Below are 15,062 nucleotides of genomic sequence, written 5' to 3' on the forward strand. Positions count from 1 at the left end.
GCCGCATTCGCCGCCGTCGCCGAGGGCGTTGCTGCTACCGCCCCCGTAGCCGATCCCGCCGCCACCGCGGCCGCCTGCTCTCGCGGCGCTTGCGCAGCGCTCGCGTTTGCGCCGGCAGCAGCCGTCGCCGCTGAACCCGCGGCGGCCGAACTCGCCGCATTTCCCGCCATTGCAGCGGCAGGCCCCGAAGCCGCGCCGCCCGGCGCCGAAGCCGCTGCTCCACCTCCACCGGCCGCTGCCGTCGCGGCAGAAACCCCCGCCGACGCTCCCTCCACCGCCGCGCCCGTCGCATCGAGCGCCGGCAGGTTCAACACCGCGCCGATCTTCATCCGGCTCGGGTCGTTCTTCATGAACGCGCTGGGGTTCGCGTCGAAGATCGCTTTAGCGGCGCGCGCGAGTACCGCGCGGTCATGCGATTGCGTAGCCCCGACGGCGATGTCGTGCAGCGACTGTCCAGCCTGCACCGTCACCTGACTTGCCCCTGACGGCGCCGCCGCAGCAGCGGCGGGTGCACTCGCGGCGGCCGGCGCGCTCGCCGCCGCAGTGCCGCCCGTTGCCACCTGTGCAGCACACGTTTGCGCCGCGGCCAGCAAAACAGCCGCCGTTATCGCGCGGCAACACGCGCCCTCGAACATCGCCGCGTCATGCAGAGCATGCAGGAATGGAAATCGATCGATCATCGGTACGCTGTGCGCGTGCGGGCGCAGCCCTGTTTGGCGAAGCGTTTTCACGCGATGTGCGATGAGCAAGGACAAGATGTGGAAGCGCCGAATGAAAAAAGCGCCGCGAAATTCGCGACGCTTTTATGTTGCTGTAAGTGTTATACGCGTCTGAAGCGCGTAGTTTACTTTACTTGTCGAGCAGAATGCGAAGCATACGGCGCAGCGGTTCGGCGGCGCCCCACAGCAACTGGTCGCCGACCGTAAATGCCGACAGATACTCGCCGCCCATCGCGAGCTTGCGCAGACGCCCGACCGGCACCGTCAGCGTGCCCGTGACCACCGCCGGCGACAGATCGCGCATCGATGCTTCGCGCTCGTTCGGCACCACCTTCACCCAGTCGTTGGCCGACGCGAGAATGCTATTCACTTCGTCGAGCGGCACGTCCTTCTTCAGCTTGATCGTGAGCGCCTGCGAGTGGCAGCGCATGGCGCCGATCCGCACACACAGACCATCGACCGGCACCGAGCCCGGCTCGCCCATTGCCGGCTTGCCGAGAATCTTGTTGGTTTCGGCGCCGCCCTTCCACTCTTCCTTCGACATGCCGTTGCCGAGATCCTTGTCGATCCACGGGATCAGCGAGCCGGCGAGCGGCACGCCGAAATGTTCGGTCGGCATGCTGTCGCTGTTCATGGCGGCGAGCACCTTGCGGTCGATATCGAGAATCGCCGACGCCGGGTTCGCGAGGTCCGCTTGCGCCGCGCCGTGCAGCGTGCCCATCTGCGCGAGCAGCTCGCGCATATTCTGCGCGCCCGCGCCCGATGCGGCCTGATACGTCATCGCCGTCATCCAGTCGATCAGGTTCTCGCGGAACAGGCCGCCCAACGCCATCAGCATCAGGCTCACGGTGCAGTTGCCGCCGATGAAGTTCTTCTGCCCCTTGACGAGCGCGTTCTTGATCACATCGAGGTTGACCGGGTCGAGGATGATGACCGCATCGTCCTTCATGCGCAGCGCCGAGGCCGCGTCGATCCAGTAGCCGTTCCAGCCGGCCGCGCGCAGCTTCGGAAACACGTCGTTCGTGTAGTCGCCGCCCTGGCAGGAGATGATTGCATCGCACTTCCGGAGGTCGTCGATGCTGTTTGCGTCTTTGAGCGTGGTCTCGTTTTTGGCGAACGACGGCGCCTTGCCGCCCGCATTGCTGGTGCTGAAAAACACCGGTTCGATCAGATCGAAGTCGCCTTCCTGCTGCATACGTTGCATCAGGACGCTGCCGACCATGCCGCGCCAACCTACGAGACCTACGTTCATGACTTCATACCCTTGGAGTGGACGCTTCCCCGCAACTTTGCCCGGCGTGACCGCGCGGGGAAGACGGGCGGGCACGACGGACGATCAGCGTTTCGTGATCGTTTTCGGGGTAATCGTGATAATGCGTGCTTTGCTGATGGCGAGTTCGGTCGCACGGGCCGTTGTGCCGTGCTTGCTCGAGACCGAAGTGATTGGGGGAATCAGCGCCATGGCGTGAGTCTACACGAAAACGGTTGATTCGGCGGCGTTCTGGCCGCTTTTGGGCACAAACGATGCTAAACGAAGCCTCGTTCGTGCGCCTGATTTAAAGCCTTTGAAAGCGACGGGCAACGACGCTTAGAGCGCGGCAACCACCGCATCGCCCATTGCCGCGGTGCCGACCTGCTTGCCGCCGGGCGTCGCGATATCGACGGTCCGGTAACCCTGTTCGAGCACCTTCTTCACCGCGTTTTCGATGCGGTCCGCCTGCTCCGCCTTGTTCAGCGAATAACGCAGCATCATGGCGGCCGACAGGATCGTGGCAAGCGGATTCGCCACGCCCTTGCCCGCGATATCGGGTGCCGAACCGTGCGACGGCTCGTACAGGCCCTTGTTGCTCTTATCGAGCGACGCGGACGGCAGCATGCCGATCGAGCCCGTCAGCATCGCCGCTTCGTCGGACAGAATATCGCCGAACATATTGCCGGTGACGATCACATCGAACGACTTCGGCGCCTTCACGAGCTGCATCGCCGCATTGTCGACATACATGTGCGACAGCTCGACGTCCGCGTACTCCTTCGCGACGTCGATCACCACGTCTTTCCACAGCTGCGATGTTTCGAGCACGTTCGATTTGTCGACCGAGCACAGTTTCTTGCCGCGCTTTTGCGCCGCCTGAAACGCGACGTGGGCAATGCGGCGCACTTCGGGCTCCGAATAGCGCATCGTGTCGAAGCCTTCCTTCGCGCCCGCGAACGGGCCGTCCGGCGCCTCGCGCAGACCGCGCGGCGAACCGAAATAGATGTCGCCGTTCAGTTCGCGCACGATCAGGATGTCGAGCCCCGATACGATCTCAGGCTTCAGCGACGATGCGCCGGTCAGTTGCGCGTAGCAGATCGCCGGACGGAAGTTCGCGAACAGCTGCAGATGCTTGCGCAAACCCAGAATGGCCTGCTCCGGGCGCAGCGCGCGCTCGAGCTTGTCGTACTTCCAGTCGCCGACCGCGCCGAACAGGATCGCGTCGGCTTCCTTCGCGAGCTTCAACGTCGCGTCGGGCAGCGGATGGCCCGCCGCTTCGTAACCCGCACCGCCGACCGGCGCCTCTTCGAGCTCGAATTTTTCGCCGAGCGTGTTCAGCACCTTTACGGCTTCCTTAACGATTTCCGGACCGATGCCATCGCCTGGCAGAACTGCAATCTTCATGCGTGTTTCCTTATTCGAGAATGGCAAAACGCCACGCCGGCTGGTCGATCAACCGACGATCCGATGGCCGAGCCACGGCTGCTTCGCGAGCCGCTCCGCTTCGAACTGGCGAATCTTGTCCGACTGGCGCAGCGTCAGGCCGATGTCGTCGAAGCCGTTGAGCAGGCAGTATTTGCGGAAGCCGTCGACGTCGAATTTGTACTCGGCGCTGCCGTCGGTCTTGCGCACCACTTGCGCCTCGAGATCGATCGTCAGCTGGAAACCGTTGAACGCATGGGTTTCGTTGAACAGATGATCGACCTGCTGCTCGGTCAGCACGATCGGCAGCAGACCGTTCTTGAAGCAGTTGTTATAGAAAATATCGGCAAAGCTCGGCGCGATCAGCGCGCGAAAGCCGTATTGCTGCAACGCCCACGGCGCGTGCTCGCGCGAGCTGCCGCAGCCGAAGTTCTGGCGCGCCAGCAGAACCGACGCGCCCTGATAGCGCGGCTGGTTCAACACGAAGTCCGGATTCAGCGGACGCTTCGAGTTATCCATGCCCGGTTCGCCGTGGTCGAGATAACGCCATTCGTCGAACGCGTTCGGGCCGAAGCCCGAGCGCTTGATCGACTTCAGAAACTGCTTCGGAATGATCGCGTCCGTATCGACGTTCTCGCGATCGAGCGGTGCAACGAGGCCGGTGTGTACGGTGAATTTGTCCATGACGCTTTGCCTCTTAACCCAGTTTGCGAATATCGACGAAATGTCCTTCGATCGCGGCGGCGGCGGCCATCGCGGGACTGACGAGATGCGTACGTCCGCCCGCACCCTGACGGCCTTCGAAGTTGCGGTTCGACGTCGACGCACAACGCTCGCCCGGCTCCAGACGATCCGAGTTCATGGCGAGACACATCGAACAGCCCGGCTCGCGCCATTCGAAGCCGGCATCGGTGAACACCTTGTCGAGGCCTTCGCGCTCGGCTTGCGCCTTCACGAGACCCGAGCCCGCGACCACCATCGCGAGACGGATATTCGGCGCCACACGGCGGCCGAGCTTCTTCACGACCCATGCGGCGGCACGCAGGTCTTCGATGCGCGCATTCGTGCACGAGCCGATAAAGATCTTGTCCGGTTTGATCGATTCGATCGGCAGATTCGGCTCGAGCGCCATGTACTTCAACGCGCGTTCGATCGCGTCGCGCTTGACCGGATCTTTCTCGCGTTCCGGATCGGGCACGCGCCCGTCGATCGATGTGACCATTTCCGGCGACGTACCCCAGGTGACTTGCGGCACGATTTCCGCGGCGTTCAGTTCGACGACGCGATCGAAATGCGCATCCGGATCGGACTTGAACTGCTTCCAGTACGTGACAGCCTGCTCCCATTCCGCGGCCGTCGGCGAGAACGGACGGCCCTTCAGGTATTCGACGGTGGTATCGTCGACCGCGACCATGCCGGCGCGCGCGCCCGCTTCGATCGCCATATTGCAGACCGTCATGCGTCCTTCCATCGACAGCGAACGAATCGTCGAGCCGCCGAACTCGATTGCGTAGCCCGTTCCGCCTGCCGTGCCGATCTTGCCGATGATCGCGAGCACGATGTCTTTCGCGGTACAACCGCGCGGCAGCGTGCCCTCGACCTTCACGAGCATGTTCTTGCTCTTTTTCTGCAGCAGCGTTTGCGTGGCCAGCACATGCTCCACTTCCGACGTGCCGATACCGTGTGCAAGCGCGCCGAACGCGCCGTGCGTCGACGTATGCGAATCGCCGCAGACGATCGTCATACCAGGCAGCGTCGCGCCCTGCTCGGGGCCGATGATGTGCACGATGCCCTGCCGCATATCGTTCATCTTGAACTGCGTAATACCGAACGCATCGCAGTTCGCGTCGAGCGTATCGACCTGCAGCTTCGACACGGGATCCGCGATGCCGTGACTGCGGTCGGTGGTGGGAACGTTGTGATCGGACACCGCCAGGTTCGCGCTGATGCGCCACACGGGGCGCTGGTTCAGCTTGAGGCCTTCGAACGCCTGCGGGCTCGTCACTTCATGCAACAGATGACGGTCGATATAGAGAAGCGTCGTGCCGTCGTCTTCGGTGTGGACCACGTGGCTGTTCCACAATTTGTCGTACAGAGTCTGTGCCATGGTATGCGGGGTAGTAGTGACTACAAGGCGATGCTGTCAGGCGATTATGCCACGCAGTGCCCATCGGCTGCCTACGAAAATCTGAAAAAACCGATAGAAAACAGTAGCTTGGCTGGTAGTGTCGATACCTGTATCGCGGTTACCCGGCATGATGGTCGGGGTTTGCACGGTCTTCGCGAACGCAAGGCTGCCCCAGACGAACGCGCGTTGCCTGAACACCGCGCGCGAGGCGGCTCTTCGCGCACAGGTCTCATGCCCGCAGGAGCCATGGCACGCGACCGCAAATGCAGAACGCCTCGGCGGCGCAAGCCGTCGAGGCGTTCTGCATGCTACTTGCGAGGACCAACGCGGTGTTTGCACCGCGCGGCAGGCGCGATCACGCGCGCTTCGTTTAGCGCTTCGAGATCGGCTTCGCTTCGCGCGGCGTATCGCCGATAAAGAGCTGACGCGGACGGCCGATCTTCTGTTCCGGATCCGCGATCATTTCGTTCCACTGCGCAATCCAGCCCACCGTGCGCGCCATCGCGAAGATGCAGGTGAACATCGACGTCGGAATGCCGAGTGCGCGCTGCACGATGCCCGAGTAGAAGTCGACGTTCGGGTACAGCTTGCGCGACACGAAGTATTCGTCTTCGAGCGCGATCTTTTCGAGCGCCATCGCGAGCTTGAAGAGCGGGTCGTCATGCAGGCCCAGTTCTTCGAGCACTTCGTGGCACGTCTCGCGCATCAGCTTCGCACGCGGGTCGTAATTCTTGTACACGCGGTGACCGAAGCCCATCAGCTTCACACCCGAGTTCTTGTCCTTCACCTGCTTGATGAATTCGGGGATGTTGTCCACCGTGCCGATTTCTTCGAGCATGTTCAGCGCGGCTTCGTTTGCACCGCCGTGCGCCGGACCCCACAGGCAGGCGATACCCGCGGCGATACACGCAAACGGGTTGGCGCCCGACGAACCCGCGAGACGCACCGTCGAGGTCGACGCGTTCTGCTCGTGGTCCGCATGCAGGATCAGGATGCGGTCGAGCGCGCGCACGAGCACGTCATTGACCTGGTACTCTTCGCACGGATTCGAGAACATCATCCGCATGAAGTTTGCGCTGTACGACAGGTTGTTTTGCGGATAAACGAACGGCTGGCCGATGCTGTACTTGTACGCCATCGCGACGAGCGTCGGCAGCTTCGCGATCATGCGGATCGCCGACACTTCACGGTGACGCGGATTATTGATGTCGAGCGAGTCGTGATAGAACGCGGATAGCGCGCCGACTGCCGCCACGAGAATCGCCATCGGATGCGCGTCGCGGCGGAAACCGCGGAAGAAAAACTGCATCTGTTCGTGCACCATCGTGTGATTCGTGACGGTCTTCACGAACTCTTCCTTCTCCTGCGCGTTCGGCAGTTCGCCTTTCAGCAGCAGGTAGCAGGTCTCGAGGAAGTCTGCATTTTGCGCAAGGTTGTCGATCGGGAAGCCGCGATACAGCAACTCGCCCTTGTCCCCATCGATGTAGGTAATCGCCGAGTTGCACGATGCCGTCGACATGAAGCCCGGGTCGTACGTGAACTTGCCGGTCTGGCCGTACAGTTTGCGGATGTCGATCACATCCGGGCCCATCGTGCCCTTGTAGATCGGCATTTCGACGCTCGGCGAGTTGTCGCTGAACGATAGCGTGGCTTTAACATCTGACGGGGTCATAGCACATCCTCAATCGAAAGGTGGAAACAGGGTTTCGATAATTGCACGCCTTCTCGGCCATGCTTGCGGTACGGTCGAACCGGTGGTCCCATCGCCGGCTATGGAACCGCCGGCGCTCAATCCGGGCTAGGCCGTACGCAACATGTCGAGGACCCGTCTGACGTCCGGGTCGGCCAGGTCGCCTTCTGGTTCCTTGCGGGCGAGCAGCAAGTCCATCAGGTCGTTATCGCTCAGCTCAAGCAGGCGCGTCAACGCGCCTACGTCCGCATCACTGAGGTCATGCTCATATCGGCTGAAAAAACGCTCGAAGATCAGATCGTTCTCCAGCAGGCCGCGCCGTGCGCGCCAGCGGAGGCGCGCACGGCGAAGAGGGTCGGACTGATGCGATGATTCGTCCATGTCACTACGCGCAGGGCCGCTCCCCGGCGCACCGACCTCCCCCTCGCGGGGCAGCGGCCGATAGGGAGCGTGGGGGTTATTCATCTCAGACCGCGCGCCGCACCATCAATTCCTTGATCTTACCGATCGCCTTCGTCGGATTGAGCCCCTTCGGGCACACGTCGACGCAGTTCATGATCGTATGGCAGCGGAACAGACGGTACGGATCTTCGAGGTTGTCGAGGCGTTCGCCGGTCGCTTCGTCGCGGCTGTCCGCGATAAAGCGATAGGCTTGCAACAGGCCCGCCGGACCGACGAACTTGTCCGGATTCCACCAGAAGCTCGGGCACGACGTCGAGCAGCTTGCGCACAGAATGCACTCGTAGAGGCCGTCGAGCTCGTCGCGCTCTTCCGGCGACTGCAGGCGCTCTTTCTCGGGCGGCGGCGTGTCGTTGATCAGGTAAGGCTTGATCGAGTGATACTGGTTGAAGAACTGCGTCATGTCGACGATCAGGTCGCGCACGACCGGCAGACCCGGCAGCGGGCGCAGCACGATCTTCTGCGGCAGATCGTTGAGGTTCGTCAAACAGGCGAGACCGTTCTTGCCGTTGATGTTCATCGCGTCCGAGCCGCACACGCCTTCGCGGCACGAACGGCGGAACGAGATCGATTCATCGACGGATTTCAGCTTGACGAGTGCGTCGAGCAGCATGCGTTCGTGCGAGTCGATGTCGAGTTCATACGTCTGCATGCGCGGCGCTGCGTCCTTGTCCGGATCGTAGCGGTAGATTTCGAAAGTACGCTTGGCCATATTGTGGGTCCTTTGACTGGTGGCGATGCCTTGAAGAGACGTGCTTAGAAAGTACGTGCCTTCGGCGGCACCGATTCGACCGTCAGCGGCTTCATGTGAACCGGCTTGTAGTCGAGGCGATCGCCTTCGCTAAACCACAGCGTATGGCGCAGCCAGTTTTCGTCGTCGCGATGTTCGAAGTCGCTCTGTGCGTGCGCGCCGCGGCTTTCCTTGCGTGCGTCGGCCGACACCATCGTGGCGCGCGCCGCTTCGATCAGGTTCGCCAGTTCGAGCGCTTCGACGCGCGCGGTGTTGAACACCTTCGACTTGTCCTTCAGATGCACATGAGCGACGCGCTCCTTCAGCTCGTCGATCTTCTGGACGCCTTCGGCGAGCAGCTTCGACGTGCGGAACACGCCGGCGTGCGCCTGCATCGCCGCGCGAATGTCGTTCGCGATGGACTGCGTGTACTCGCCCGACGACGAGGATTCGAGTTTCGCGAGACGTTCGAGCGCGCGATCGGCTGCATCCGCCGGCAGCGGCTTGTGGTCCTTCATTCCGCTCGCGTGCTTGACGATATGGTTGCCGGCCGCGCGGCCGAACACCACGAGGTCGAGCAGCGAGTTCGTGCCCAAACGGTTCGCGCCGTGCACCGACACGCACGAGCATTCGCCGACCGCATAGAAGCCGTTGACGGGCTCTTCGTGATCGCGCGACGTGCCGACCACCTGGCCATGCATGTTCGTCGGAATACCGCCCATCTGATAGTGAATGGTCGGCACGACCGGAATCGGTTCCTTGATGCAGTCGACGTTCGCGAATTTCAGCGCGATTTCGCGGATCGACGGCAGACGCTTCATGATCGTCTCGGCGCCGATGTGCGACAGGTCGAGCAGCACGTGGTCCTTGTTCGGACCGACGCCACGGCCTTCCTTGATTTCCTGGTCCATCGAACGCGAAACGAAGTCGCGCGGCGCGAGGTCTTTCAGCGTCGGCGCATAGCGCTCCATAAAGCGCTCGCCGTCCGCGTTACGCAGAATGCCGCCTTCGCCGCGCACGCCTTCGGTGATCAGCACGCCCGCGCCGGCCACGCCGGTCGGGTGGAACTGCCAGAACTCCATGTCCTGCAGCGCAATGCCCGCGCGTGCAGCCATGCCGAGGCCGTCGCCGGTGTTGATGAACGCGTTCGTCGAGGCCGCGAAGATGCGTCCCGCGCCGCCCGTGGCGAACAGCGTGGTCTTGCCTTCGAGGATATAGACGTCGCCCGTTTCCATTTCGAGCGCGGTCACGCCGAGCACGTCGCCGTCCGCGTCGCGGATCAGATCGAGCGCCATCCATTCGACGAAGAACTGCGTCTTGGCCGCGACGTTCTGCTGGTACAGCGTATGCAACAGGGCGTGGCCGGTGCGGTCCGCCGCCGCGCACGCGCGCTGCACCGGCTTTTCACCGTAGTTCGCGGTGTGGCCGCCGAACGGACGCTGATAGATCGTGCCGTCCGCATTGCGGTCGAACGGCATGCCGAAGTGCTCGAGTTCGTATACGGCGTTCGGCGCTTCGCGGCACATGAACTCGATCGCATCCTGGTCGCCGAGCCAGTCGGAGCCCTTGATCGTGTCGTAGAAGTGATAGTGCCAGTTGTCTTCGCTCATGTTGCCGAGCGACGCGCCGATGCCGCCTTGCGCGGCGACCGTGTGCGAACGCGTCGGGAACACCTTCGACAGCACGCACACCGACAGACCCGCGCGCGCCAGTTGCAACGACGCGCGCATTCCCGAGCCGCCCGCGCCGACGATCACCACGTCGAAACGGCGACGCGGCAGAGAATTTTTGATTGCAGCCATTCTTTTACACTCTCCAGAGAATCTGCGCGGCGTAGCCCGCACACGCGAGCAGCCAGACGATCGTCAGCGCCTGAAGGACGAGCCGCGTGCCGACCGGCTTGATATAGTCCATCCAGATGTCGCGAATGCCGACCCATGCGTGATAGAACAGTGACAGCAGCGTGACAAACGTCGCGAGCTTCATCCACTGGGTAGCGAAGATCGAGGCCCAGCCGTCGTACGAGAACGCGTGAGCGGCGAAGAACCACACGAGCAGGATCACCGTGTAGATCGCCATGATCGTGGCGGTGATACGTTGCGCGAGCCAGTCGCGCAGACCATAGTGCGCGCCGACGACGAGGCGCTTCGAACCGATTCGGTTATTGGAGGACATTTTCTTAGAAGGCTCCGAACAGTTTCAGCGCGAACGCAATGGTCAGCACCGACGACACGACAAGCACGACGATCGACGTGCTCTTGCCTTTTTCCTTCGACACCGCATTGTGGTTGGTGTCCATCATCAGGTGACGGATACCGGCGCAGAAGTGAAACAGGAAAGCCCACGCCAGAACCAGCGTGATCAGCTTGACGATGATGTTGGAGAGAAAGGCCTTGAAGACTTCGAAGCTGAGTTCGGACGTGAGACTCTGATCGAAGAGGTACAGCAGGAACGGAAGGAAGATGAAGAGCAGTGCACCGCTCACGCGATGCAGAATGGACACGCGCCCCGCTAGTGGAAGACGGTACGCCGTTAGAATCTGCCCGATACCGATGTTCCGGAATTCCGGTCTCGGTTTTTTTACGGCTTCAGACATGCTAGACCCCTACTATGTAGTCACACTAATCCGCGATTTTAGCGCCTTTTCATTCCGCGCTGCAGCGAACATCTGCTCAAGACTGCTTTATATCGGCGGAAACAAAGACGCTTTTACAGCCGATGCAAGAGCACATGGAACACAACGGACCCGCAAGCCGCGTCCGCTGCCCTGCTCGCATCAACTGAGGTCGTTCTGATAGTAATAGCCGGTTGTGACATACCAACCTCGCCGCACTTCCACCGGCCGGTCGCCGTACGTGTATGACACGCGTTCGACCGACAACAGCGGAAAACCCGGCGGCACATGGAGCAGATCGGCGACCGTCGGGTCCGCCGCCACTGCGCGAATCTTCTCCGACGCGCGGATCATACGCGTGCCGAACTCCGTTTCGAACATGGCATAAAGCGGCCCCTTGTACTCGGACAACCGCTCGAGCGTGAGCCCGCGAAACACGCCGCCGGGCAACCAGATTTCGTCGAGCACCGTGTCTTCGCCGTCGAACTGCAGCAGACGCTTGATCAGCACAACCGGGTCCGACGGCTTCAGATCGAGTTGCCGCGCGATCTCCGCCGATGCGCGCATGCGGCGGCATTCGAGCAGCTTGCTGATATGCGGATGCTCGACGCCGTCATCGGCCAGTAATCTCAGGAAGCGAAACTGGGCGCGGTCTTCGTTGTGCGTCGCAACAAAGGTGCCCTTACCCTGGCGCCGCACGAGGAGATTGTCGGCCGCCAGTTCGTCGATCGCCTTGCGCACCGTGCCCTGGCTGACCTTGTAGCGCGCAGCCAGTTCGACTTCGCTGGGAATGATCTCGCCGGGCTTCCATTCGCCGGACTCGAGGCTCTGCGTAATGAGCCCCTTGATCTGCTGATAAAGCGGGCTGAATGTAGGCGACGAAGACGATGCCGGAGCGGGCAAGCCTTCGCCTGTGCCCGCCGGGCCGATCGGATTCGAGGAGCTCGCCTGGTTCGAATTCATGCGCGCATTTCATCATAAAGGGTTGACCGCCGTCCACCTATTTCAGGTCAATACTTATGTCTTATATAAGACATAAGATACTGTTGACTTTGCTTCAGCCCGCTCCTACACTCCTTGTCGAGCAAGGGTTTGCGGGCAGTTTTCAGGTTATGCGGCAGCAGCGCAATGCAAGCGAACGCGTAGCCGGGAACACCGTTCCTGAGCATGCTGTGCCCCCCTCAGTCCAGCTTTCGATTCGCCTGCCGTCCGCCTCACGAATGGCTTCACGAGATCTGAACCGGCGCTGCCCACGCGCGCGATTTCAGACTTATGCTCCCCACTTCATGCGGCCTCATCGACGCTCGCCGAAATGCGCGATTGCAGGATTGCGCAGGTCGCAGCGAGCCGCGCGCGCCGTCATGCCCCTGCGCAAAGAGTTCATCGAGTTTGCGACGCTTCGGCTGACGCGCATATAAAATGGCGTTTTCTCAAAGCGTCTGATGCACTAATCAATGCACTAACGCACTTAACGCACCGTCCTGGAGATTTCTCAATGGCTAAGCCCGCAAAGCGCGTTGCCGTCACTGGCGCCGCAGGTCAAATCGGTTACTCCCTGCTATTTCGCATCGCCAACGGCGACATGCTCGGCAAGGACCAGCCGGTGATCCTGCAGTTGCTTGACCTGCCGCAAGCGCAAGCCGCCGTCAAAGGCGTCGTGATGGAGCTCGAAGACTGCGCGTTCCCGCTGCTCGCGGGTGTCGTGGTCACCGACGACCCGAAGGTTGCGTTCAAGGACGCCGACGTCGCGCTGCTGGTCGGCGCCCGTCCGCGCTCGAAGGGCATGGAGCGTAAGGATCTGCTGTCGGCCAACGCCGAGATCTTCACGGTTCAAGGCAAGGCGCTCAACGAAGTCGCGAGCCGCGACGTGAAGGTGCTCGTGGTCGGCAACCCGGCCAACACGAACGCGTATATCGCGATGAAGTCGGCGCCGGATCTGCCGAAGAAGAACTTCACGGCGATGCTGCGTCTGGACCACAACCGCGCGCTGTCGCAACTCGCCGCGAAATCGGGCAAGCCGGTCGCATCGATCGAGAAGCTCGCCGTGTGGGGCAACCACTCGCCGACGATGTACCCCGACTTCCGCGTCGCGACGGCCGAAGGCCAGAACCTCACGAAGCTGATCAACGACGACGAATGGAACCGCAACGTGTTCATCCCGACCGTCGGCAAGCGCGGCGCGGCGATCATCGAAGCGCGCGGGCTTTCTTCGGCGGCATCGGCGGCGAATGCGGCGATCGATCACGTGCGTGACTGGGTGCTCGGCACGAACGGCAAGTGGGTGACGATGGGCATTCCGTCGGACGGCTCGTACGGCATTCCCGAAGACATCATCTACGGCGTGCCGGTCACCTGCGAAAACGGCGAGTACAAGCGCGTGACGGGTCTCGAGATCGACGCGTTCTCGCGCGAGAAGATGGACGGCACGCTCAACGAGCTGCTCGAAGAGCGCGACGGCGTCAAGCACCTGCTGTAAGCACCGATGCGAAATAACCGGAACCTCGTTGCTGTGCGGCGGGTTCCGGTTTTTTACGCCCATTTGGCCAGAACAGAATCCACGGTTTTCAAACACGCTTTTGACGTCGATAATGCGCGCCCCCACCCCCGCCGAAGTGCTGTTTGACGGCGAAGCGCCGCCCACCGTCCTGCCTGCCTGCGATCACTACGCCGGCAGCGAGAAGCTGATGCTCAAATCGCTCGCGCTGCAGCAGGAGCTCGGTCCGGTATTCGACGTCACGCTCGATTGCGAGGACGGCGCGCAGATCGGCCATGAAGCCGAACATGCGGAGCTCGTCGCCTCGATGCTCGGCAGCGAGCACGACCGCTTCAACCGCGTCGGCGTGCGTATCCACGATTTCGATCACGCGCATTGGCGCGACGACGTGCGCCTCATCCTGCGCGCCGCGAAGCGGGCGCCCGCGTATGTCGCGCTGCCGAAAATCCGCAGCGTTCCCGATGCCGCCGAAATGTGCGCGTTCATCGATGCCACGCGCCGCGAACTCGGTATCGCGCAGCCGGTGCCGGTGCAACTGCTCGTCGAAACGCATGGCGCACTCGCGCGCGCGTTCGAGCTCGCCGCCCTGCCGGGCGTACAGGCGCTGAGCTTCGGCCTGATGGATTTCGTCTCGGCGCATGACGGCGCGATTCCCGATACCGCGATGCGCTCGCCGGGGCAGTTCGAACACCCCCTCGTGCGGCGCGCCAAGCTCGAAATCGCCGCGGCGTGCCATGCGCACGGCAAGGTGCCGTCACATAACGTGTCGACCGAAGTGCGCGATATGAGCGTCGTCGCGAACGATGCCGCGCGGGCGCGCAACGAGTTCGGCTATACGCGCATGTGGAGCATTCACCCGGCGCAGATTCAGCCGATCGTCTCCGCATTCGCGCCGCGCGACGACGAAATCGCGACGGCCACCGAGATTCTGCTTGCCGCGCAGGCCGTGCAATGGGGCCCCACGCGATATCAGGACACCTTGCACGACCGCGCGAGCTATCGCTATTACTGGTCCGTGTTGCGCCGCGCGCGCTCGACGGGACGCGCCGTGCCCGCGCAAGCCGCGCCGCTGTTCGGCGACGACGCCGGCGCCGGGTCCGTGAGGACGCAAGGCTAATAACGCGCACGCACACAAGGAGAGCGCTGGAGATGAGCGACACGACGACGCAAACGCCTGCTTCGCAATCCGCCGCCCAAGCGGGCGGCACGGCCCAAGGGGCATTCAAACCGAAGAAATCGGTCGCGCTGTCGGGCGTGACGGCCGGCAATACCGCGCTGTGTACAGTGGGCCGCACCGGCAACGACCTGCACTACCGCGGCTACGACATTCTCGATCTCGCGGGCGCCTGCGAATTCGAGGAAATCGCGCATCTGCTCGTGCACGGCAAACTGCCGAACCTCGCCGAACTGAATGCGTACAAGGCGAAGCTCAAGGGCATGCGCGGCCTGCCCGCGAACGTGAAGGCGGTGCTCGAATGGATCCCGGCCGCCGCGCATCCGATGGACGTGATGCGCACCGGCGTCTCCGCGCTCGGCACCGTGCTGCCCGAAAAG

At 62.4% G+C, this 15,062-nt stretch carries 14 protein-coding genes and 1 pseudogene; 3 read left to right on the plus strand and 12 right to left on the minus strand.

Going from position 1 to position 15,062, the window contains the following annotated elements; genetic code table 11:
* The 12 genes and pseudogenes from ACYPXD_RS28760 to ACYPXD_RS28815 all read right to left on the minus strand — a co-directional run.
* Nucleotides 1–680 (minus strand): annotated as a pseudogene (locus tag ACYPXD_RS28760) (FimV/HubP family polar landmark protein); the annotation flags it as partial.
* A gap of 169 nt (nt 681–849) precedes the next feature.
* A complete protein-coding gene (gene asd / locus ACYPXD_RS28765; protein ID WP_459719568.1) occupies nt 850–1,971 on the minus strand; it encodes an aspartate-semialdehyde dehydrogenase in 1,122 nt (373 codons plus the stop codon).
* A gap of 336 nt (nt 1,972–2,307) precedes the next feature.
* A complete protein-coding gene (gene leuB / locus ACYPXD_RS28770) occupies nt 2,308–3,375 on the minus strand; it encodes a 3-isopropylmalate dehydrogenase (RefSeq protein ID WP_459719571.1) in 1,068 nt (355 codons plus the stop codon).
* Between the two features lie 48 nt (nt 3,376–3,423).
* A complete protein-coding gene (leuD, locus tag ACYPXD_RS28775) occupies nt 3,424–4,077 on the minus strand; it encodes a 3-isopropylmalate dehydratase small subunit (RefSeq protein ID WP_459719574.1) in 654 nt (217 codons plus the stop codon).
* Between the two features lie 13 nt (nt 4,078–4,090).
* Nucleotides 4,091–5,500 carry a 3-isopropylmalate dehydratase large subunit gene (gene leuC, locus ACYPXD_RS28780; RefSeq protein WP_459719578.1) on the minus strand — a complete coding sequence of 470 codons (1,410 nt, stop codon included), beginning with the start codon at nt 5,498–5,500 and terminating at the stop codon, nt 4,091–4,093.
* A gap of 391 nt (nt 5,501–5,891) precedes the next feature.
* Nucleotides 5,892–7,193 carry a citrate synthase gene (gene gltA / locus ACYPXD_RS28785; RefSeq protein ID WP_459719581.1) on the minus strand — a complete coding sequence of 434 codons (1,302 nt, stop codon included), beginning with the start codon at nt 7,191–7,193 and terminating at the stop codon, nt 5,892–5,894.
* A gap of 126 nt (nt 7,194–7,319) precedes the next feature.
* Complete coding sequence (locus ACYPXD_RS28790; RefSeq protein WP_459719584.1) at nt 7,320–7,592, minus strand: FAD assembly factor SdhE; 273 nt, start codon at nt 7,590–7,592, stop codon at nt 7,320–7,322.
* A gap of 85 nt (nt 7,593–7,677) precedes the next feature.
* Entirely contained in the window at nt 7,678–8,382 is a 705-nt protein-coding gene (locus ACYPXD_RS28795) for a succinate dehydrogenase iron-sulfur subunit (RefSeq protein WP_459719590.1), read from the minus strand.
* Between the two features lie 44 nt (nt 8,383–8,426).
* Nucleotides 8,427–10,202, minus strand: a complete 1,776-nt coding sequence (sdhA, locus tag ACYPXD_RS28800; protein WP_459719593.1) for a succinate dehydrogenase flavoprotein subunit — start codon at nt 10,200–10,202, stop codon at nt 8,427–8,429.
* 4 nt (nt 10,203–10,206) lie between these two features.
* A complete protein-coding gene (gene sdhD / locus ACYPXD_RS28805) occupies nt 10,207–10,575 on the minus strand; it encodes a succinate dehydrogenase, hydrophobic membrane anchor protein (protein WP_075159130.1) in 369 nt (122 codons plus the stop codon).
* 4 nt (nt 10,576–10,579) lie between these two features.
* Nucleotides 10,580–10,996, minus strand: coding sequence for a succinate dehydrogenase, cytochrome b556 subunit (gene sdhC / locus ACYPXD_RS28810; RefSeq protein ID WP_459719601.1), 417 nt, complete (start codon nt 10,994–10,996; stop codon nt 10,580–10,582).
* A 180-nt stretch (nt 10,997–11,176) separates the two neighbouring features.
* Nucleotides 11,177–11,977 (minus strand): GntR family transcriptional regulator, encoded by an 801-nt coding sequence (locus ACYPXD_RS28815; RefSeq protein WP_459719607.1) that lies wholly within the window; start codon nt 11,975–11,977, stop codon nt 11,177–11,179.
* Nucleotides 11,978–12,509: 532 nt separating this feature from the next.
* On the opposite strand from ACYPXD_RS28815, the gene ACYPXD_RS28820 reads away from it, so the two are divergent.
* The 3 genes from ACYPXD_RS28820 to ACYPXD_RS28830 all read left to right on the plus strand — a co-directional run.
* Entirely contained in the window at nt 12,510–13,490 is a 981-nt protein-coding gene (locus ACYPXD_RS28820; RefSeq protein ID WP_459719612.1) for a malate dehydrogenase, read from the plus strand.
* A gap of 112 nt (nt 13,491–13,602) precedes the next feature.
* The gene (locus ACYPXD_RS28825) at nt 13,603–14,625 is read left to right on the plus strand and encodes an HpcH/HpaI aldolase/citrate lyase family protein (RefSeq protein ID WP_459719617.1); all 1,023 of its coding nucleotides are present in this window, start codon (nt 13,603–13,605) and stop codon (nt 14,623–14,625) included.
* A gap of 32 nt (nt 14,626–14,657) precedes the next feature.
* Nucleotides 14,658–15,062 (plus strand): citrate/2-methylcitrate synthase (locus tag ACYPXD_RS28830; protein ID WP_459719623.1); only part of this gene is annotated, 405 nt, incomplete at its 3' end.

Source organism: Paraburkholderia sp. 2C, from assembly GCF_054589215.1.